The 20,899-nt window shown below is 67.3% G+C and carries 20 protein-coding genes; 6 read left to right on the forward strand and 14 right to left on the reverse strand.

The features are described 5' to 3' along the window. Positions 1-13: 13 nt before the first annotated feature. Entirely contained in the window at positions 14-652 is a 639-nt protein-coding gene (locus LQZ87_RS10815) for a class I SAM-dependent methyltransferase (RefSeq protein ID WP_230103485.1), read from the reverse strand. 56 nt (positions 653-708) lie between these two features. Then, the gene (gene rsmI, locus LQZ87_RS10820) at positions 709-1,530 is read right to left on the reverse strand and encodes a 16S rRNA (cytidine(1402)-2'-O)-methyltransferase (RefSeq protein WP_230103486.1); all 822 of its coding nucleotides are present in this window, start codon (positions 1,528-1,530) and stop codon (positions 709-711) included. Between the two features lie 47 nt (positions 1,531-1,577). On the opposite strand from rsmI, the gene LQZ87_RS10825 reads away from it, so the two are divergent. Further along, positions 1,578-3,119, forward strand: coding sequence for a phospholipid carrier-dependent glycosyltransferase (locus LQZ87_RS10825; RefSeq protein WP_230103487.1), 1,542 nt, complete (start codon positions 1,578-1,580; stop codon positions 3,117-3,119). Between the two features lie 23 nt (positions 3,120-3,142). On the opposite strand, the gene arr is transcribed toward LQZ87_RS10825, so the two are convergent. The 4 genes from arr to LQZ87_RS10845 form a co-directional block, all read right to left on the reverse strand. Continuing rightward, entirely contained in the window at positions 3,143-3,544 is a 402-nt protein-coding gene (gene arr / locus LQZ87_RS10830) for an NAD(+)--rifampin ADP-ribosyltransferase (RefSeq protein ID WP_230103488.1), read from the reverse strand. Between the two features lie 13 nt (positions 3,545-3,557). After that, positions 3,558-5,360 carry a DUF255 domain-containing protein gene (locus LQZ87_RS10835; RefSeq protein ID WP_230103489.1) on the reverse strand — a complete coding sequence of 601 codons (1,803 nt, stop codon included), beginning with the start codon at positions 5,358-5,360 and terminating at the stop codon, positions 3,558-3,560. A gap of 39 nt (positions 5,361-5,399) precedes the next feature. Next, positions 5,400-5,966, reverse strand: coding sequence for an FMN reductase (msuE, locus tag LQZ87_RS10840; protein ID WP_230103490.1), 567 nt, complete (start codon positions 5,964-5,966; stop codon positions 5,400-5,402). A 76-nt stretch (positions 5,967-6,042) separates the two neighbouring features. Next, positions 6,043-6,879, reverse strand: coding sequence for an aldo/keto reductase (locus tag LQZ87_RS10845; protein WP_230103491.1), 837 nt, complete (start codon positions 6,877-6,879; stop codon positions 6,043-6,045). A gap of 55 nt (positions 6,880-6,934) precedes the next feature. On the opposite strand from LQZ87_RS10845, the gene hrpA reads away from it, so the two are divergent. The 4 genes from hrpA to LQZ87_RS10865 are packed head-to-tail and all read left to right on the forward strand — an operon-like array spanning position 6,935 to position 13,766. Further along, positions 6,935-10,828: an ATP-dependent RNA helicase HrpA gene (hrpA, locus tag LQZ87_RS10850; RefSeq protein ID WP_230103492.1), complete on the forward strand. Its 3,894-nt coding sequence runs from the start codon at positions 6,935-6,937 to the stop codon at positions 10,826-10,828. A 9-nt stretch (positions 10,829-10,837) separates the two neighbouring features. Then, positions 10,838-11,782, forward strand: coding sequence for an NADP-dependent oxidoreductase (locus tag LQZ87_RS10855; RefSeq protein ID WP_230103493.1), 945 nt, complete (start codon positions 10,838-10,840; stop codon positions 11,780-11,782). Between the two features lie 48 nt (positions 11,783-11,830). Continuing rightward, positions 11,831-12,826: a Gfo/Idh/MocA family oxidoreductase gene (locus LQZ87_RS10860; protein ID WP_230103494.1), complete on the forward strand. Its 996-nt coding sequence runs from the start codon at positions 11,831-11,833 to the stop codon at positions 12,824-12,826. Next, entirely contained in the window at positions 12,819-13,766 is a 948-nt protein-coding gene (locus tag LQZ87_RS10865; protein ID WP_230103495.1) for an NYN domain-containing protein, read from the forward strand. Before LQZ87_RS10860 ends, LQZ87_RS10865 begins: the two co-directional genes overlap by 8 nt. On the opposite strand, the gene LQZ87_RS10870 is transcribed toward LQZ87_RS10865, so the two are convergent. Next, entirely contained in the window at positions 13,747-14,739 is a 993-nt protein-coding gene (locus tag LQZ87_RS10870) for a DUF1731 domain-containing protein (protein WP_230103496.1), read from the reverse strand. The genes LQZ87_RS10865 and LQZ87_RS10870 overlap by 20 nt on opposite strands. A gap of 2 nt (positions 14,740-14,741) precedes the next feature. Beyond that, complete coding sequence (locus tag LQZ87_RS10875; protein ID WP_230103497.1) at positions 14,742-15,116, reverse strand: PLD nuclease N-terminal domain-containing protein; 375 nt, start codon at positions 15,114-15,116, stop codon at positions 14,742-14,744. Between the two features lie 36 nt (positions 15,117-15,152). Here LQZ87_RS10875 and LQZ87_RS10880 point away from each other — a divergent pair, with 36 nt between their 5' ends. Then, a complete protein-coding gene (locus LQZ87_RS10880) occupies positions 15,153-15,755 on the forward strand; it encodes a GNAT family protein (protein ID WP_230103498.1) in 603 nt (200 codons plus the stop codon). Between the two features lie 33 nt (positions 15,756-15,788). Here the strand turns inward: LQZ87_RS10880 and LQZ87_RS10885 are convergent, their stop codons facing one another. The 6 genes from LQZ87_RS10885 to nrdI form a co-directional block, all read right to left on the reverse strand. After that, the gene (locus LQZ87_RS10885; protein ID WP_230103499.1) at positions 15,789-16,718 is read right to left on the reverse strand and encodes an aldo/keto reductase; all 930 of its coding nucleotides are present in this window, start codon (positions 16,716-16,718) and stop codon (positions 15,789-15,791) included. Then, a complete protein-coding gene (locus LQZ87_RS10890; RefSeq protein ID WP_230103500.1) occupies positions 16,718-16,930 on the reverse strand; it encodes a hypothetical protein in 213 nt (70 codons plus the stop codon). The genes LQZ87_RS10885 and LQZ87_RS10890 overlap by 1 nt, the downstream gene beginning before the upstream one ends. 93 nt (positions 16,931-17,023) lie before the next feature. Beyond that, positions 17,024-17,176, reverse strand: coding sequence for a hypothetical protein (locus tag LQZ87_RS10895; protein ID WP_230103501.1), 153 nt, complete (start codon positions 17,174-17,176; stop codon positions 17,024-17,026). Positions 17,177-17,287: 111 nt separating this feature from the next. Further along, entirely contained in the window at positions 17,288-18,265 is a 978-nt protein-coding gene (nrdF, locus tag LQZ87_RS10900; protein WP_230103502.1) for a class 1b ribonucleoside-diphosphate reductase subunit beta, read from the reverse strand. Between the two features lie 35 nt (positions 18,266-18,300). Further along, entirely contained in the window at positions 18,301-20,475 is a 2,175-nt protein-coding gene (gene nrdE, locus LQZ87_RS10905; protein WP_290368263.1) for a class 1b ribonucleoside-diphosphate reductase subunit alpha, read from the reverse strand. Then, positions 20,442-20,891: a class Ib ribonucleoside-diphosphate reductase assembly flavoprotein NrdI gene (gene nrdI, locus LQZ87_RS10910; protein ID WP_230103503.1), complete on the reverse strand. Its 450-nt coding sequence runs from the start codon at positions 20,889-20,891 to the stop codon at positions 20,442-20,444. The genes nrdE and nrdI overlap by 34 nt, the downstream gene beginning before the upstream one ends. Positions 20,892-20,899 lie beyond the last annotated feature (8 nt).

A 20,899-nucleotide genomic window follows, 5' to 3' on the forward strand; every position in this document is an offset into this window, starting at 1 on the left:
TGTCGCTCCGGCCTCAACTGTCGCGTTTGATCGCAGTCAGAGCGGCGTGCGGGCGTGTACTGGCTTCAGCTGCGGTTCGCTGGCGGTGTTCCTGGTGCGTGACGGTGAAGCCGACTTCGGCGAGAAGAGCATCCAGCGCCTCCGCTGACCAGAAGTAGGCGCGGGTGACCGCGTGGGCGAACGGCTCGCGGGGAGGTCCGTCGAAGAAGCCGAGGAGGAGGGAGCCGCCGGGGGCCAGGACTCGGTAGAACTCGTCGAGCGCGTCGGGGACCTCGGCTGGGGCAGTGTGGATCAGCGAGTACCAGGCGAGGATGCCGCCGAGCGAAGCGTCGGCGACGGGAAGCGTGCGGAAGCTGCCGGCCTCGAACCTCAGATGCGGGTAGGTGCGGCGCGCACTCGCCAGGAACTTCTCAGAGAGGTCGACGCCGATGACGTCCCGGCTGCCGTCGTGGAGGAAGTCTGTCCACGGGCCGGGGCCGCATCCGGCATCCAGCAGCGGCCCAGCGGTGGAATCGCGCCACCCGGCGATGAGGCGGCGGTCCGAGGCATCCATCTGATCGATGCTGCCGGCGAGCTCGATGTACTCGGCCGCGCGCGAGTCGTAGGCCGCAGCGATCGCGACGTCGTCGGAATCTCGCGGTTGTGCGAGCATCTCGCAGGGTTCCGCGGAATGTCTGCGAGATTCGTGCGCTTCTGCGAAGTCCGCGCTCATCGGGTGCGGGAGGCGAGGGTCTGCTGGTACAGGTCGCGTGAGCTGAGGCCCGTCGCCGCGGCGACCTCGGCGCAGGCGTCCTTCAGGCGCATGCCGCTGGCGACGAGGGCCTGCACCTGTGCACCCGCATCCTCGACGGATGCCGCGACGGGCGCCGCCCCCTCGACGACGATGACGATCTCGCCCTTGAGGCCGGCCTCTGCCCACTCGATGAGCTCAGGTGCGGTGCCCCGCCGGACCTCCTCGAACATCTTGGTGAGTTCGCGGCAGACGGCGATGCGGCGGTCGTCGCCGAAGGCCGCCCCCATGTCGGCGAGGGAGGACGCGAGTCGGGACGGCGATTCGAAGAAGATCATGGTGCGCGGCTCCGCGGCGACGGCACGCAGTGTCTGCCGCCGCTCCCCCGGTTTACGCGGCAGGAAGCCTTCGAATGTGAAGCGATCGGTGGGCATCCCTGAGATCGCGAGCGCCATGATCACCGCGCTCGGTCCGGGGATCGCGGTGACAGTCACGCCCTGTGCGACGGCTTCGGCGACCAACCCGTATCCGGGGTCGCTGACCGCGGGCATCCCGGCGTCGCTGACGACGACGACGTCCTCGTCAGCGGCGAGCGCCGCGAGCTCTGCGGCTTTGTGCTTCTCGTTGTGGTCGTGCAGGGCGATCAGCCGAGGACGGTTCTCGATGTTCAGCGCCCTGAGCAGTCGCTGCGTGGTGCGGGTGTCCTCCGCTGCGACGACGGTCGCGTTCTCGAGCACCTCGATGAGACGACGGGACGCATCGCCGAGATTGCCGATCGGAGTCGCCGCGAGGATGATCACCCGTTCAGCTTAGGTGCGGCAAAACACGCACGCCTTAGGCTTATGCCGTGTCCGCGCCCGTGCCCCTGCTCCCGCCTCCGGCCGAGCGTCTGACGGTGTGGGGCCGCCTGCGCGATCGGATGCTCCTCGATCCGGACTGGAGCCGTGTCGTCCGTTGGCTCGCCCCGCTCGTGATCACCGCGCTCGCGGCTGTGCTGCGGCTCGCGAACCTCGCTCACCCCCACACGCTCGCGTTCGACGAGACGTACTACGTCAAGGACGCCTGGTCGCTGTGGGTGCTCGGCTACGAGGGCAGCTGGGGCGACGGCGCGAACGAGGCGTTCCTGACCGGTGACACGAGCGCCCTGGGCGAGACGGGCAGCTTCGTCGTGCATCCGCCGCTCGGCAAGTGGATCATCGCGCTCGGCATGGGGCTCTTCGGAGCGGGCAACAGCGCGGCGTGGCGCCTGATGGTCGCGCTCGTCGGGACGGCGACGGTCCTGCTCGTGTACTTCGTCGCGAAGGAGCTGACACGATCGATCGTGGCCGCCTCCGTGGCCGGACTGCTGCTCGCCATCGATGGGCTGAGCATCGTCATGAGTCGGATCGGCCTGCTCGACGGCATCCTGACGTTCTTCCTCCTGCTCGGATTCTGGTTCGTGCTGCTCGATCGGCGGCGCTCCATTCCGCTTGTGGAATATGCCGACGGCGGCAAGCTGTGGGGTCGAGTCATCTGGCGCCGCCCATGGGTCCTCGCGGCGGGAGTCGCCCTCGGCGCCGCCACCGCCGTCAAGTGGTCCGGTCTGTACGCCGTGGCCGGATTCGGCATCTACCTCGTCGTCACCGATGCGCTCGCCCGGCGCCGCGCCGGGGTCGCGTTCTGGCCGATGGATGCCGTCGCCAGACAGGGTGCCGCGTCGTTCCTGTTGCTGGTGCCGGCGGCAGCGCTCACCTACCTCGCCTCCTGGACCGGGTGGCTCCTCACCGCCGGCGGCTACGACCGGCAATCGGACGCTGATCCGCTCGTGGCGCTGTGGAAGTACCACGAGGCGATCTACGCGTTCCATGTCGGCCTCGACTCGGGTCACCCCTACGCCAGCCCGGCATGGCAGTGGCCGTTCCTGATCCGGCCGACCGCGGTGTGGGTGGGCGACGACAAGTCCTGCGGCTCCGATCACTGCATGTCGGTGATCTCAACGGTCCCGAATCCGCTCATCTGGTACGCCGGGGTCGCCGCCGCGATCTATCTGCTCTACCGGTTCGTGCGCGGACTCATCGACCGCACGCCGATGCCGTGGACGTACGGATTGCCGCTGGTCGGCCTAGGCATCACGTATGTGCCATGGCTGCTGTACCCCGAGCGGACGATCTTCCAGTTCTACACGGTCGTGATGGTGCCGTTCCTCGTGCTGGCGCTGGTGCTCGCGCTGGGCGACATCGCCGGTCGACGCGACGATCCCCTCTATCGGCGACAGGCGGGCGAGCGCACCGTGCTGGTGTTCCTGATCGTCGTCGTGCTCGTCTCGGCGTTCTTCTACCCGGTGTGGACGGGCATGAACGTGCCGTACGACTTCTGGCTCATCCACAACTGGATGCCGACCTGGGTGTAGCCCCGGCGGCGCGGGCGCCGCGCTCAGTTGATGATCGTGCCGCGCTCGTCCGCCCGCAGGGCCGTGAGACGCTCGTGCCAGGCGGCGAGCGCCTCCGGTGTCTGCCTGGCCCAGTCATCGGTCTCGCCGACGACGCGGAGCGGATCGCTGCTGCGGTACGACCGCGTCGGGTTGCCGGGGAACTTCTTGTCGGTCACGTTCGGGTCGTCCTCGAATTCCCCGGTCGGCTCCACGACATACACCCGCGGCGCGCCCTCCCCTGGTGCGAGCTCGGCAGCGAGACCCGCACCGTCGGCGACCGCCGTGAAGTAGATGTGGTTCATGACGACCTCGGGTCGGTAGTTCGACCGGAAGCCGGCCGTCAGCAGGTCGCCGACCTGGAGCTCCGCTTTCGTGCCGTGGAAGAACGGGCCGCGCTTGTCCACGAGTGATCTCCTCTCAACGCTCTCGGACCAGTTCGCCGCCATCCGACACCGGCAGGCGGCAGACGAAATCGCGGCAGTCGTAAACCAGGTCGGCTGCGGCGGACTTGCCCGCGAACAGGTCGAACCCTGCGTCCTCGAAGTCCCCCGCCTGCGCCGGAGTGACGACGGCGATGACGTCGGCGTCGAGCCGTCGGGATGCCGTCGCCAGTGCGCCGTCGCGGGAATCCGTGACCGCGACGACCTGACGCGGCGTCTGTGCGAGACCGGCCGCGACGGCGAGGAGAGACCCGTGTCCGAACGGATGCTGCAGAGCGGATGCCGCGTGCGCCCGCACCTGCTCCTCGGCGGCCGCGCGGTACTGAGACCCCGCACCCAGACGCCAGGCGGTGAGCGACGCCGCAGCCGCGGCCGCGACTCCTGACGGCAGATCGCCGTCGGTCTGATCCGCGGCTGCGGGCACACCCTGTGCCGCGAGCACCGGATCCGTCACGGCACCGAGATTGAGCGCATCATCGAGGATCTCCCTGGCCTGCACCGCCCACCCAGCGCTGCCTGTCGCGACAGCCAGGGCGAACAGTCCATCGGCGAGCAGAGCCAGATCCGCTGACGTCGCCACAGCCGTCGCGGCCTCGCCATCGAGGGATGAACGCACGATCCGGCCGTCAGCCGCGCGGTTCACCCGCAGCACGAATCGCGCCGCATCCTCGGCCGCGTCCACCCACGCCGACTCCCCCAGCGCCGATCCCGCCCGCGAGAGCGCGGCGATCGCCAGGCCGTTCCAACCGGTGATGACCTTGCCATCAACCGCGGGCGGCTGCAGCGCTGCGCGCTCGACGATGGGACGCAGGTAGTACCCGCCCTCACAGCGCTCGCCGTCGATGACCGACTCCGAGTCCTGCGCCGCGCCGAATCCGCCGCCCTCGCGGCGGAGCACGGACAGGAGGAAGGCCGCGACGCCGCGCGCCGTCTGCTCATCGCCGGCGCGCAGCGCGACCTCCAGCAGCTGCGCATTGTCGGTCAGCATCCGCTCGTAGTGCGGCACAGTCCAATCGCGCTGGGTCGCGTAGCGGAAGAAGCCGCCGTCCTCATCGTGCAGATCGGAGGCGGCCATGGCTGCCAGCGCCCGGTCGGCAGCGGCTGCGGCATCCGGCGACGCGCGGCGCACGAGGGGCTGCTGCAGAAGGCTCAGCGTCGTCGCGACAGGGAATTTCGGCGCACCGCCGAATCCGCCGAACATCCGGTCCTCGCGCGCGGCGATCGCCTCGGCCGCCGCGACGACAGCAGACGACGACGGCACATCGGACGGCGACACGACAGCCGCCTCCGCGAGAGCCGCGGCGACAGCATCCGCCGACTCGACGGCCTGCTCGCGGCGCAGCATCCATGCCTCCTGCACCGCGGCGAGCACGTCGCGGAACGCCGGCATCTGCCCCTGCGCCTCCGGGGGCCAGTATGTTCCGGCGTAGAAGGTGCGTCCCTGCGGTGTCGCGAAGACCGTCAGCGGCCAACCGAGATTCTGCGTGAACGCCGACGCCGCTGCCATGTAGGCGCCGTCGACTTCCGGATGCTCCTCACGATCGACCTTGACGGCCACGAAGTTCGCGTTGATCACCTGGGCGATGGCGTCGGAGGAGAACGACTCCCGCGCCATGACGTGGCACCAGTGGCATGTGGAGTATCCGATCGAGATGAGCAGGGGCACTCCGCGTCGCTCCGCCTCGGCGAAGGCGTCGGGCCCCCACGCCCACCATTCGACGGGATTCTCGGCATGCGCGCGCAGATACGGGCTGAGCGTCTCGGCGAGGCGGTTGGTCATGCCTCACACGCTACGCCCCACCCGACGTGGGGCGGCGGGTCAGACGAGCGCCTCCACCGTGCGCGTCGCCGCGTATCCGACCAGCGGCAGCGCGCGGTCGGCTGCGAGCGCGATGCGCGCCTCGAGCACGTCCGACGCAACGCGGTACCCGTCGAAGTCGGTGTTGCTGGCATAGACGCCGAGCGGCAGCGTCAGCGCCTGGAAGAACGCGAACAGCGGACGCAGCTGATGCTCGATCATCAGCGCATGACGCTCTCCCCCGCCGGTGGCCGCGAGCAGTACGGGCTTTCCGACCAGGGCGTACTGCTCGACGAAGTCGAACAGGTGCTTGAACAGTCCGGTGAACGAGGCGCGGTAGACGGGGCTGCCGACGATCAGCAGGTCGGCCTGCTCGATCGCGACGAGCTGCTCCTCGATGTGCGCGGGCAGCTGCTCGCGCCGCAGGGCCCCGGCGAGCGACGGGCCGATCACGGTGAGCTCGATCAGCTGCACTTCCGCGTCGGCGCGCGCGGCGACGGCATCCGCGATCGCACGGAGCAGGGCGGTCGTCTTGCTGGGCTCGTGGAGCGAACCGGAGACGGCGACGACGCGATAGGGAGCTGTCATGCCGATGACGCTACTCACGATGACGCCCTGTGGCACGCGAAGCGACACAGGGCGTCATCGAACGAAATGCGACGTCTCAGTTGAATTCGTTCGGGTGCGTTCCGACGCGGCCGGAGCCGTCCAGCGGGTCGAGCGCGTCGATCGCCGCGATCTCGCTGTCGGACAGCGTGAAGTCGAACACGTCAAGGTTCTCGCGCAGACGCTCGATCCGCACCGACTTCGGGAACACGATGTTCCCCTTCTGCAGGTGCCAGCCCAGCACGACCTGCGCAGGGGTCTTGTCATGTGATGCTGCGGCATCGGCGACGGCGGGCGTGCCGAACAGGTCGTACTTGCCCTGGCCGAGCGGACCCCACGCCTCGATGCGGACGCCGTGACCGGCGGCCCACTCGGTGACCTCGCGCTGCTGGTACGCCGGGTGGAGCTCGATCTGGTCCACGGCCGGGGTGACGCCGGTCTCGGCGACGACGCGCTCGAGGTGCTCCACGAGGAAGTTCGAGACGCCGATGCTGCGGGTCAGTCCCTGCTCACGCAGTTCGATGAGCTTGGCGAACGCGTGGACGTAGTTGTCCTTGGCGGGTGTCGGCCAGTGCACGAGGTACAGGTCGACGTGCTCGAGGCCGAGCTTCTCGAGGCTCTCCGCGATCGCGGCGTTCGGCTCGTCGCCGTCGTGGCGGTCGTTCCAGAGCTTGGTCGTGATGAAGAGGTCGTCGCGCGCGATGCCGCTCTTCGCGATCGCAGCACCAACGCCCTCTTCGTTGCCGTAGATCGCTGCCGTGTCGATGTGGCGGTAGCCGACCTCGAGGGCCTCACTCACCGTGCGCTCCGTGTCGGCCGGATCGACCTTGAAGACGCCGTAGCCGAGCTGCGGGATCGTGTGACCGTCATTGAGAGTGATCAGGGGAATCGTCATGCAGACCAGCCTACGACCTGTGATGACAGGCTCGGGCGTCATACGATGGAGGGCTATGTCTTCCCCCGTGATCGTCTATCCCCCCGAGCTGCCCGTCAGCGCCGCGCGGCAGGAGATCGCCGATGCCATCCGCGACAACCAGGTGGTCGTCGTCGCCGGCGCCACCGGCTCGGGGAAGACCACGCAGCTGCCGAAGATCTGCCTCGAGCTCGGGCGGACGAGCATCGCGCACACGCAGCCTCGGCGCCTGGCAGCGCGGACGATCGCCGAGCGCGTCGCCGAAGAGCTGCAGGTCGAGCTCGGCGGCGTCGTGGGCTACAAGGTGCGTTTCACCGATCAGGTGTCGGCCGAGACGAAGATCGCGCTGATGACCGACGGCATCCTGCTGAACGAGATCCACCGCGACCGTCTGCTGCGACGCTACGACACGATCATCATCGATGAGGCGCACGAGCGTTCACTCAACGTCGACTTCCTCCTCGGCTACCTGACCCGCATCCTCCCCGAGCGCCCGGATCTCAAGGTCATCATCACCTCCGCGACGATCGACCCGGAGAGCTTCGCGAAGCACTTCGCCGGCGCGGACGAGACCCCGGCGCCCGTCATCGAGGTCTCCGGCCGCACGTATCCCGTCGAGATCCGCTACCGCGGGATCGCCGATGAGGAGGAGGCAGAGGCGGACGAGGTCTCCGCGATCGTCACCGCCCTGCGCGAACTCGATCGGGAGGCTCCTGGCGACGTGCTCGTCTTCCTCCCGGGTGAAGCCGAGATCCGGGATGCCGCTGACGCTGTCCGCGCGGCGTACACATCGGCGACGGCTCCCGTCGAGGTCCTCCCGCTTTACGGCAGGCTCTCGGCCGCCGAACAGCACCGCGTGTTCGAGCCGAGCCGCGTCGCCGGCGTGCGTCGCCGCGTCGTCCTCGCCACGAACGTCGCCGAGACGAGCCTCACCGTCCCCGGCATCAAGTACGTCATCGACACCGGAACCGCGCGCATCTCGCGCTACAGCAACCGCTCGAAGGTGCAACGGCTGCCGATCGAGGCGGTCTCCCAGGCATCCGCGAACCAGCGCTCTGGCCGCGCGGGCCGAACCAGCGACGGCATCGCGATCCGGCTGTACTCCGAAGAGGACTTCGAGAAACGGCCCGAGTTCACCGAGCCCGAGATCCTGCGCACGTCGCTCGCCTCGGTCGTGCTGCAGATGCTGTCGCTCGGGTTCGGCGACATCACCGCATTCCCGTTCCTCACCCCTCCCGACTCCCGCGGCATCAAGGCGGCCTTCGACCTGCTCACCGAGCTCGGAGCCGTCGACACCACCCGCGACACCCCGCGCCTCACGAAGATCGGTCGCGACGTCTCCCGCATGCCGATCGACCCGCGGTTCGCACGGATGCTGCTCGAATCGCAGCGCAACGGCGTCGTCGACGAGGTGCTCGCGATCGTCGCGGGGATGACGATCCAGGATGTTCGCGAGCGACCGTCGCAGGACGCTCCGCAGGCGGTGCGGGATGCCGCGGATCGGATGCACGCCCGTTTCACCGACCCGACGAGCGACTTCTTGGGCGTCCTGAACCTGTGGAACCACCTGCGCGAGCAGCAGCGCGAGCTCGGTTCGAGTGCCTTCCGCCGGCTGTGCCGCTCGGAGCATCTGAACTACGTGCGCGTGCGCGAGTGGTTCGACGTGCACAGACAGCTCCGCTCCTTGGTGAAGGTCTCCTCCCGCGGGGCGTTGAGCGAGCGCGGCGACGCCATCCACCGGTCGCTCCTCGCCGGCCTGCTCTCTCAGATCGGCATCCTCGACGAGCGGAACGCGAAGACACCGCCGAAGGGCCAGGCGAAGAGCCAGAAGGATCCCAAGCGCCGCATCGCCGAATATCGCGGTGCTCGCGGCATCCGATTCTCCATCTTCCCGGGGTCGGGGCTCCGCAAGCAGAGCCCGCGCGCGGTGATGGCCGCCGAGATCGTCGAGACCTCGCGCACGTTCGCCCGCACCGTCGCCGCGATCGACCCGGCGTGGGCGGAGTCGCTCGCCGGCGACCTGGCCAAGCGTCAGGTCGCGGAGCCGCACTGGTCGAAGGATGCCGGCGCCGCCGTCGCCTACGAGAAGGTGACGCTGTTCGGGGTGGAGATCGTGCCCCGCCGGCGCATCCAGTTCGCCCGCATCGATCGCGCGGCGTCCAGGGAGCTGTTCGTGCGGCATGCGCTCGTCGAGGGCGAATGGGATCCGGGCCGGATCGACAAGCGCGTCAGCGCGTTCTGGCGCAGCAACCTCGAGCTGCGCCGACGACTCGAGAAGCTCGAGGAGCGCGAGCGCCGACGTGACATCCTCGCGGGCGACGAGGCGGTGTTCCGCTTCTACGACGAGCGCGTCCCGGCCGAGGTGTTCGACGTCCGATCGTTCGAGGCTTGGTGGCGCGAGGCCCTTCAGCAGACTCCGAAGCTGCTCGTCATGCGCGAGAGCGACCTCATCGAGGACGAGGATCGCGCAGGCAAGGACGAGTTCCCGACCCGCTGGACACAGGGCGACCAGGTTCTGGGGCTCGCCTACCGGTTCGAGCCGGGTGCGCCGGATGACGGCGTCAGTGTTGTCGTGCCGCTCGCACTGCTGGCGCAGATCGAGGACCGCGGGTTCGACTGGCAGGTGCCTGGTCTTCGCGCCGAGCTCGTCACGGCGCTGCTGCGTGCGCTCCCGAAGGCCATCCGCCGCCACGTCGTCCCAGCCGCGGACTGGGCGGACAAGTTCGGCGCCGAACTGGCCGAGCAGGGTCCCGAGTCGCATGAGGGCCGACCGGAGCGGTCGCTCAAGGAAGCGCTCGCCCGTCTCATCCAGCCGCTCGCGAATCAGCCGGTCTCGGCTGCGGACTTCGAGGACGACCGAGTCCCTGGGCACCTGCGCATGAACTTCCGCGCTGTCGACGAGCGCGGGCGCGTCGCCGGATCCGCACGCGATCTCGGCGAACTGCAACGGTCGCTGTCCGACCGCGCCAGGGCGAGTGTGGCGCGGACGATCTCGCACCAGGAGCCGCGTCGGCACGCTCCTTCCCCTCGCATGGTGGCGGCATCTCCGTCTGCGACCATCGAGCAGGACGGTCTGACCTCGTGGACCTTCGGCGATCTGCCGGAGGTGCTCGATACCCGAGTCGCCGGCGGCGTCGTGCGCGGCTATCCGGCGATCGTCGATCAGGGCAGGACGGTCTCGGTGCGTGTCGAGGCGACGGCGGATGCTGCCGAGAAGGCGACCAGCGCCGGCGTCCTGCGACTCGTGCTCCTGAATGTGCCGTCCCCCGCCTCGTACGTGCAGGATCACCTCACCTCGCAGGAGAAACTGGCGCTCGCGGCGTCGCCGTACCAAACCGTCGCTGCACTGATCGAGGACGCACGGACCGCTGTGGTGCGCGATGCCATCCGCAGAGCGCGCGGCTCGGAGCGCGCCATCCGAACAGAAGCCGAGTTCACCCGCGCGCGGGACGCCGTGAACGCGACGCTCGTCGACGACCTCTTCCAGACCGTGTCACTGGTCGCCCGCATCCTCACGAAGTCGCGCGAAGTCGAACGCGGGATCAAGTCGCAGAACTCACTCGCTCTGCTCGGGCCGCTGAACGATGTCCGGTCGCAGCTCAGCGGCCTTCTGCATCCGGGCTTCATCTCCGCCTCAGGCGCTGAACGACTCGCCCATCTCCCGCGGTATCTGGACGGAATGCTCGACCGTCTGAAGACTCTGGCGAGCGAGCCGGGCAAGGACCGGGCCCGGATGACGGAGTACGAGCGCGTCGCCCAGGCGTTCACGGAGGCCGGGGGCGCGATACCCCTCCCGGCGGACGCCCCGCCGGAGCTCGTGGAGGTGCGCTGGCTGCTCGAGGAGTTCCGGGTCAGCGTGTTCGCGCAGCGTCTCGGCACCGCCCAGCCGGTGTCCGCCCAGCGAATCGCGAAGGCCCTGCGCGGCGGGTAGCCTGGCGGCATGGCTCGCGCGATCGTCTACACAGAACTCGGCTCCCCTGACGTCCTCCAGCTCGTGGAGATCCCCGATCCTGTCGCGGGCCCCGGCGAAGTCGTCGTCCGCATCGAGGTCGCCGGCGTCAACCCGCTCGATGCGAAGCGGCGAAGCGGCAAGCGTCCCATGCCCCCGATCACCGAGCCGCGCCGCGTCGGCTTCGACGGCGCAGGCGTCATCGACTCGGTCGGCGAGGGGGTCACCGGTTTCGCCGTCGGCGACCGCGTCGCCGTCCGTGACGCCGTCGGCACGTACGCCACCCACATCACGATCGGAGCCGACCGCCTCTACCCGCTCCCGGATGCCGTCACCGCAGCGGAGGCCGCCGGTCTCGGCATCCCGATCGGCACCGCATACCAGTGCGTGCGCTCTCTCGAGGTCGGCGACGGCGACGTACTCCTCGTCCATGCCGGGTCCGGCGCCGTCGGTCAGGCCGTGATCCAGTTCGCGGTCGCGCGCGGAGCGACCGTGGTCGCCACGGCGAGTCCGGCACGGCATGAGCAGCTCCGTGAGCTCGGCGCCACCCCGGTGGCCTACGGCGACGGTCTCGTCGATCGCGTACGAGAGGCCGTCGACGGCGAGGTCACGGTGGCGCTCGACTGCGCCGGCACTGACGAGGCGATCGAGGCGTCGCTCGAGCTCGTCGCGGACCGGAACCGCATCGCGACGATCGTTCGCGGCGCGGATGCCGCGAGCTTCGGCATCCGCGCTTTCAGCGGTGGCTCTCCCGAACCGCTGACCGCACAGGAACTCGCCTGGCGGGCCGAGGGCATCGGCGTCGCAATCGATCTGATCGCGAAGGGCGACTTCCAGGTCGAGCTCGGCGCAGAGCTGCCGCTGAGCGATGCCGCCGAGGCGCACCGGCTGATCGAAGAGCATCAGGCACGCGGCAAGATCTCCCTCGTGCCGTGATGCGCCCTGATTCGCCGGGGCGCGACACGACTGCTCTACGCTGAACAGATGACTGGTCTTCGCTGGGGAATCCTCGCAACAGGTGGGATCGCCCACGCCTTCGCCTCCGACCTTCGCACTGCGAAGCTCGACCTCGTCGCCGTGGGATCGCGGACTCAGGCGTCGGCCGACGCGTTCGCGGCGGAGTTCGGCATACCGCACGCCCACGCGACGTATGAGGCGCTGGCGACGAACCCTGATGTCGACATCGTCTACGTCTCGACGCCGCATCCGATGCATTACGAGGCGGCGAAGCTGGCGCTCGAGCACGGCAAGCACGTGCTCGTCGAGAAGGCGTTCACGGTCAACCGCGCCGAGGCCGAGGACCTGCAGCGAATCGCGGCAGAACGCGGCCTGCTCGTGATGGAAGCGATGTGGACGCGGTACCTGCCGCACATGGTCAGGATCCGTGAGATCGTCGACGCCGGTGCCCTCGGCGAGATCCGTGCGGTCACCGCCGACCACACGCAGCTGATCAGTTCCGACCCTGCGCACCGGCTGAACAGCCTCGAGCTCGGGGGCGGAGCGCTCCTCGACCTCGGCATCTACCCGATCTCGTTCATCTGGGACGTCCTCGGAGCTCCGGAGACGATCACCGCCACGGCGCGGCTGGCCGAAACAGGCGCCGATGCCGAGGTCGCGACGATCATGACCCATGCGGGTGGCGCGATCTCCACGAGCCTCTCGTCCTCGCGTGCCGCAGGCCCGAACGCCGCGGTCATCATCGGCACCGAAGCCCGGATCGAGATCGACCGCGTCTGGTACGCGCCGACGACGTTCCGGGTCGTCGCGCCGGACGGAACCGTTCGCGAGACCTACGAGTCGCGCATCGACGGGCGGGGGATGCAGTATCAGGCTCTGGCCGCCGAGCGCCTGGTGAACAGCGGCGTTCTCGAGGGCGATGTCTTGCCCATCGCGGAGACTGTCGCGATCATGGGAACGCTGGACGAGATCCGGGCGCAGATCGGCGTCCGCTACCCGAGCGAGGAGCGCGCAGATGGCTGAGACCCAGGAAGCCAGAGTCGCCGTCTACCTGGACTTCGACAACATCGTCATCTCCTGGTACGACCGGGTCCACGGGCGCAACGCCTACAGCAAAGACCGGCAGCGCATCTCAGACAACCCGAACGACCCGGAGGTCGCTGAGCGCCTGAAGGACGCGATGATCGAGGTCGGGGCGATCATCGACTACGCCGCATCGTTCGGCACGCTCGTCCTCACCCGCGCTTACGCCGATTGGTCCTCCCCGGTGAATGCCGAGTACCGCACGCAGCTGGTCGCCCGCGCCGTCGACCTCGTACAGCTCTTCCCCGCGGCCGCCTACGCCAAGAACGGCGCCGACATCCGGCTCGCCGTGGATGCCGTGGAGGACATGTTCCGCCTGTCCGACCTCACGCATGTCGTGCTCGTCGCCGGAGACAGCGATTACGTGCCGCTCGCCCAGCGCTGCAAGCGCCTGGGCCGCTACGTGATCGGCGTTGGCGTCGCTGGGTCGACAGCGAAGTCCCTCGCCGCCGCGTGCGACGAGTTCGAATCCTACGACTCCCTCCCCGGCGTCACGCGTCCAGTGCAGAAGAAGCCTGCACCGGTCGCGGCGGCAGAGGCCGAGGAGGACACCCCGGCGAAGACCAGGGCAGCCACGCGGAGCCGCGCGAAGAAGAAGCCGGCCGAGCCGGAGCCGGATGCGGAGGCCTCGCAGCTCAGCGACCAGGACGAAGCGACAGCACTCCTCCAGCGGGCGCTGCGTCTGGGCCACGACAAGGCAGATGCCGACGAGTGGCTGCACAGTTCGGCCGTGAAGACGCACATGCGCCGCATGGACCCCTCGTTCAGCGAGAAGGGCCTCGGCTACCGGTCGTTCTCGGACTTCCTGAAGTCGCGGGAGCAGATCACCGAGCTCGAGGAGACGGGGCACGAGCGTCTGGTCAGGCTCCGCGACCGCTGATGCTCCCGCGATGGAGGTCGCGCAGCGCCGGCTCCAGCTCGTCGTAGCGGAAGCGGTAACCGGCATCCATCAGCACCTGCGGGGCCACCCACCGGCTCTTGAGCACGAGCTCAGGCTCGGTGCGCAGCACCCACATCGCAGGCTCCAGCATGAAGCGCCATGCCGGCACGCCGAAGGGCATCCGCACGATGCGGCGCAGCGTCGCCATGAGGGTGCGGTTGTCGGTCTGCGTCGGGGCTGACAGATTCACCGGACCGCGGAGCGCCGGGGTGTCGCGGATGAACCGGATGCCGCCCACGAGGTCGTCGATGTGGATCCAGCTGAACTTCTGCCGCCCCTTCGAGCGCACGCCGAGCGGGCTGCGCGGCTCGGTCGGATGCGGGCCGATGCCCCGGTAGCGTCGATGCGGGAACCACCATCCGTCGATCTGCGGTCCGCCGAGCCCGAATCGTGCGAGCCGGAAGAGCATGGTCGTCGCCGGGCCGTCACCCAGCACGATCGTGATGCGCAGTGCCACTCGACGCGTGCCGGGAAGCTCGGCACGGAAGAACTCCTCCTCCCACGCCAGGGCGACGTCAGGAGAGAAACCGGTGTCGTACTCGGTGTCAGCCTCTGTCTGCGGGCGATCGAGCGCATACCGGTACACGGTGGCGCTGCTGGAGTTCATCCACAGAGCCGGCGGGTTCTCGGACTGTGCGATTGCGTCGCTGAGCAGCCTGGTCGTGTCGATCCGTGAACGCAGGATCTCGTCGCGGTTCGCGGAGGTGAAGCGACTGTTGACGATCTTCCCCGCGAGCCCGATGATGAGATCGGCACCGTCGACGACGCGCAGAACGGACACCGGGTCGTCCCACCGTGCGTCGGGTCCGGACCGGCCGATGATGCTGACCTCGTACCCATCGGCTTCGAGTGCTGACCTGAGCGCCGTGCCGAGGAAACCTGATCCGCCGCCAAGCACGGCCCGTTTCGGCATCGTCAGGAGGTCTCACCGTCCGTGAGCTTGCGCTTGGCGATCTCCTCGCGCAGCCGCCACTCCTCGATCTCGCGATCGAGGTCGGCGATCTGCTGTTCCGTCGTTCGGACATCAGCCGAAGCCGTGTACTGCGGAGCGGCCGCTGCCGGGGCGCTCGGACGGGCCTCACGGCGCGGCATCCGCGGTAGGGAGACGCCGCCGTCGCCGTACTCGCGACCGAGCAGGAACCACAGGATGCTTCCGACCAGCGGGAGCACCACGACGAGGATGATCCACACCATCCTCGGCAGGTGCTTCACCTGGGACTCGTCGCGCGTGATGACATCGATCAGCGCGCCGATCATCAGCGCGATGATGAGGATGGAGACGAACGGCATGCCTTCAGAGTAGACGACGACTGATTGAATGGGCAGGTGGCATTTCTGACCCCTCCCGCACCTGTCGTCCTCACCGGTTCCCTCGTCGAGTTGCGCCCGCTGGATCGCTCGCATGTCGACGGTCTCGTGGATGCCGTGCGCGAGGGCGACCTGTGGCAGACGGCCTGGTACACGTCCGTACCGGCGCCCGACGGCGTCGCGGACGAGATCGAGCGACGCCTCGGCCTCAGGGATGCGGGCGAGATGGTGCCGTTCACGGCGTTCGATGCGGCCGGTCGCGCGATCGGAATGACGACGTTCTACGACCTCGACGCCTCCGTTCCTCGGCTGCACATCGGGTACACGTGGAATCGTCCCTCAGCGCACGGCACCGGCACGAACGCGGAATCGAAGCTGCTGCTCATGCAGCACGCGTTCGAGACACTCGGCGTCTACCGGGTGGGGCTCACGACGCAGTGGGTGAACTTCCAGTCGCGCGCGGCGATCGAACGACTCGGCGCCAAACAGGACGGTGTCATGCGGGCGATCTCGCGCTACCGGAACGGAGCGCTCCGCGACAGCGTCGAGTACTCCGTGATCGAGCCGGAGTGGCCGGCGGTGAAGGCGAACCTGGAGGCTCGGCTCGCCAAGCGCCGCTGATCGCCGGCCGCTCGCTCGCCCAGGCCAGGCGGGTCAGGGCAGCAAGTGCCCGGCCGCCCGGAAGAGTTCGTACCACTCCGGGCGGGTGAGGGTGATGTCGGCGCCGGCGGCCGCATCGCTCACGCGCTGCGGCGTGGTGGTGCCGAGCACGACCTGCATGTTCGCCGGGTGCCGCGTGATCCAGGCGGTCGCGATGCCGATCGGTGTCACGTCGTACTCGGCCGCGAGCCGATCGATGACGGCGTTGAGTTCGGGGTAGTCGGGATTGCCGAGGAACACCCCGCTGAAGAATCCGGCCTGGAACGGCGACCAGGCCTGGATCGTGATGCCGTTCATCCGGCAGTACTCCACGATCCCTCCGCCGTCGCGGACGACGCTCTGCTCTTCGCCCAGCATGTTCATGGCGATGGGCTGGGTGATGATCGGCGCGTGGGTGATCGACAGCTGGACCTGGTTGGCGACGAGCGGCTGCTGCACAGCGGTGCGCAGCAGGTCGATCTGCCGCGGCGTGTGGTTGGAGACGCCGAACGCGCGAACCTTGCCTGATTCGGCGAGCTCGTCGAACGCGCGTGCGACCTCATCGGGCTCGACCAGAGCGTCGGGTCGGTGGAGCAGAAGCACGTCGATGTAGTCGGTGCCGAGCGCCCGCAACGACCCGTCGACCTGCCTGACGATGTGCTCGTACGAGAAGTCGAACATCCCCGCGTCCGGTACGATCCCGCATTTGGTCTGCAGCGTGATCTCGGCGCGCTCGGCGGCGCTCAGGCGCAGCGCGTCTCCGAAGCGCTGCTCGCAGAAGTGCATGCTGCCGCCGTAGATATCGGCGTGATCGAAGAAGTCGATCCCGGCATCACGAGCAGTGCGGTAGAGATCGCGGATCTGCGTATCGTCCTTGTCGTTGATGCGCATCATCCCCGCGATGATCGCGGGCGCGGCGGCTGAGCCGAACGGTACGGACTTCATCAGTTGGCCGCGGGGCCGCCGTCCCAGTTGTTCGAGCGGCGGGTGGCGCCGCTGCGACCCTCGCGCATCATCCAGGCCAGCGACAGGCATACGAGCGCGAGACCGACGCAGAACGTGATCGCCTGGAAGTCCATGGGCAGACCGTGCGCGATGCCCATCACCCAGATCCCGCCGATGAACATGACCAAGAAAACGATGAAGCTGAGAATCACGGCTGCCTCCTGTTGTGAATGCTCATTCCAGGATAGTCGGCGCTCCGCTCCCCCGTTCACCGGCGCCGTCGACGACGAGGTTCGGACGACTGCTCAGCCGCCGGACGGATTCTCCAGCGGCTTGCCCTCGTCGTCGGTGGTCTCGTCCTCGAGGATCTGATCCGTATCGTCGGGCGCACCACCGGACGCTGTGTCTGCCTGCTCGTCGGGACCGGGGGTACCGTGCGTGTTCTGCGGATCGCTCATCACATCTCCTCTTGTCGTTCTGTCGAACGTACGTGAAGCTCAGAGGCGATATGAGGGGGTTGACCTGCGCCCGGCCGACGTGGACACTGCCGCCGATGTCGTCTTCGTGACTCAGAAGTCCCAGTCGTCGTCCTCGGTGGCCTCCGCCTTGCCGATGACGTACGAGGACCCGGAGCCCGAGAAGAAGTCATGGTTCTCGTCGGCGTTCGGTGAGAGCGCCGAGAGGATCGCGGGGTTCACGTTCGTCACATCAGAGGGGAACATGGCCTCGTAGCCGAGGTTCATCAGCGCCTTGTTCGCGTTGTAGTGCAGGAACTTCTTGACATCCTCGGTGAGACCGACGCCGTCATAGAGGTCCTGCGTGTACTGCACCTCGTTCTCGTACAGCTCGAACATGAGATTGAAGGTGTAGTCCTTCAGCTCGTCTCGGCGCTCCTGAGTCTCCTTCTCTAGACCCTTCTGGAACTTGTAGCCGATGTAGTAGCCGTGCACGGCCTCGTCGCGGATGATGAGGCGGATGAGGTCGGCCGTGTTCGTCAGCTTCGCCTTGGACGACCAGTAGATCGGCAGGTAGAAACCCGAGTAGAACAGGAACGACTCCAGCAGCGTCGAGGCGACCTTGCGCTTGAGCGGGTCATCACCCTGGTAGTAGTCCATGATGATCTGCGCCTTCTTCTGAAGGTTCGCGTTCTCCGTGGACCAGCGGAACGCCTCGTCGATCTCCCTCGTCGACGCCAGGGTCGAGAAGATCGACGAGTAGCTCTTGGCGTGCACCGACTCCATGAAGGCGATGTTCGTGTACACCGCCTCCTCGTGCGGGGTGATCGCGTCCGGGATCAGCGAGACCGCGCCGACCGTGCCCTGGATCGTGTCGAGCAGGGTCAGGCCGGTGAAGACGCGCATGGTGAGCAGCTGCTCTTCGGGTGTCAGCGTGTTCCACGACTGCACGTCGTTCGACAGCGGCACCTTCTCGGGCAGCCAGAAGTTGTTCACCAGACGGTTCCAGACCTCGAGGTCCTTCTCGTCTTCGATGCGATTCCAGTTGATCGCCTGCACGTGGTCGACCAGCTTGAGCGAGTGCGGGGTCATTTCGTTCCTGTTCTCAAAGAGTTCTGTTCAGCGCATCAGAGCATGCAGCTGACGCACTCATCCATCGACGTGCCCTCAAGGGCGAGCTGGCGCAGACGGATGTAGTAGATCGTCTTGATTCCCTTGCGCCATGCGTAGATCTGCGCCTTGTTGATGTCGCGCGTGGTGGCGGTGTCCTTGAAGAACAGCGTCAGCGACAGGCCCTGGTCGACGTGCTGCGTCGCCGCGGCGTACGTGTCGATGACCTTCTCGTAGCCGATCTCGTACGCGTCCTGGTAGTACTCCAGGTTGTCGTTCGTCATGAACGGCGCCGGGTAGTACACGCGGCCGAGCTTGCCTTCCTTGCGGATCTCGACCTTCGATGCGATCGGGTGGATCGACGACGTCGAGTTGTTGATGTACGAGATCGATCCGGTCGGCGGGACGGCCTGCAGGTTCTGGTTGTAGATGCCGTGCTTCTGGATGCTGTCCTTCAGCTCGGCCCAGTCGTCCTGCGTGGGGATGTGGTGACCGGCGAAGAGTCCCTTGACCTTCTCGGTCTCGGGCACCCAGGCACGGTCGATGTACTTGTCGAAGAACTCTCCGGACGCGTACGTCGACTCCTCGAACCCGTCGAAGGCGACGCCGCGCTCGATCGACAGCTTGTTCGACGCGCGCAGCGCGTGGAACAGAACCGTGTAGAAGTAGATGTTCGTGAAGTCGATGCCCTCTTCAGAGCCGTAGTGCACGTGCTCGCGCGCCAGGTAGCCGTGCAGGTTCATCTGGCCGAGGCCGATCGCGTGGGATCGGTCGTTGCCGTCCTCGATCGAGCGCACCGATGAGATGTGGCTCTGGTTGCTGACGGCGGTCAGGCCGCGGATCGCGGTCTCGACCGTGGCACCGAGGTCTCCGCCGTCCATCGCGAGTGCGATGTTCATGGAGCCGAGGTTGCAGGAGATGTCCTTGCCGATCGTGTCGTACGAGAGGTCCTCGTTGTACGTGGTCGGCGTGTTCACCTGCAGGATCTCGCTGCAGAGGTTGGACATGTTGATCCGGCCCTTGATCGGGTTGGCCTTGTTCACCGTGTCCTCGAACATGATGTACGGGTAGCCGGACTCGAACTGGATCTCGGCGATCGTCTGGAAGAACTCGCGCGCGTTGATCTTGGTCTTCTTGATCCGCGGGTCGTCGACCATCTCGCGGTACTTCTCGGTGACGGAGATGTCACCGAACGGCACGCCGTAGACCTTCTCGACGTCGTAGGGCGAGAAGAGGTACATGTCCTCGCCGTTCTTGGCGAGCTCGAAGGTGATGTCGGGCACGACGACGCCGAGCGACAGGGTCTTGATGCGGATCTTCTCGTCGGCGTTCTCGCGCTTCGTGTCGAGGAAGCGCATGATGTCGGGGTGGTGTGCGTTGAGGTAGACCGCGCCGGCGCCCTGACGCGCACCCAGCTGGTTCGCGTAGCTGAAGCTGTCTTCGAGCAGCTTCATGACGGGGATGATTCCGCTGGACTGGTTCTCGATCTGCTTGATCGGCGCACCCGACTCACGGATGTTCGACAGCAGCAGTGCCACGCCGCCGCCGCGCTTCGACAGCTGCAGCGACGAGTTGATGCCGCGCGAGATCGACTCCATGTTGTCTTCGATGCGCAGCAGGAAGCAGCTGACGAGCTCACCGCGCTGCGCCTTGCCGGCGTTGAGGAACGTCGGCGTCGCCGGCTGGAAGCGGCCCGAGATGATCTCTTCCACGAGGTCGATGGCGACCTGCTCGTCACCGTCGGCGAGGCCGAGAGCGGTCATGACGACGCGGTCTTCGAAGCGCTCGAGGTAGCGCTTGCCGTCGAAGGTCTTCAGCGTGTAGCTGGTGTAGTACTTGAACGCGCCGAGGAACGTCTCGAAGCGGAACTTCTTCGAGTAGGCGAGGTCGTTGAGCTTCTGGATGAACTCGAGCGAGTACTTCTCGATGAGCTCGCCCTCGTAGTACTCCTTCTCGACCAGGTAGTCGAGGCGCTCCTTGAGGGAGTGGAAGAACACGGTGTTCTGGTTGACGTGCTGCAGGAAGTACTCGCGTGCGGCGCGCTTGTCGGCGTCGAACTGGATCTTGCCGTTCGCGTCGTACAGGTTGAGCATCGCGTTGAGCGCGTGATAGTCGAGCCCCTCGTACGCGGGGTTGACCTTGAACGCCACCTGCTCGGTCACTGCCTGCTCTTCAACTGCAATGTCCACCATCGTTCCAATCCGTCGCTCACGCGATCAACATCGTCTTGCGTGCCGAATACTTCGAGCCGGTACAAGTGCGGCACATGACACTTGCGGCTGATGATGTCGCCGGCGACGCAGAACGCGTCGCCGAAGTTGGTGTTTCCTGCGGAGATCACTCCCCTGATGTGACGCCGGTTGCGCTCGTCGTTGAGGAACCGGATCACCTGCTTGGGAACGGCCCCCTTCTCCTCTCCCCTGCCCTGGCCACCGCCATAGGTAGGGGTGACGAGGACGAAGGGCTCATCGATGACCAGCGGCTCCTCCCCGCGATAGAGCGGGATGCGGCGAGCCGGCAGGCCGAGCTTCTCGATGAATCTGGCTGTGTTGCCCGAGGTGCTGGAGAAGTAGACCAGGAGCGGCGCAGCAGTCGCGACGGCGCTCATCGTGACGT

The organism is Microbacterium sp. Bi121 (assembly GCF_918698005.1).
Lineage (GTDB): Bacteria > Actinomycetota > Actinomycetes > Actinomycetales > Microbacteriaceae > Microbacterium.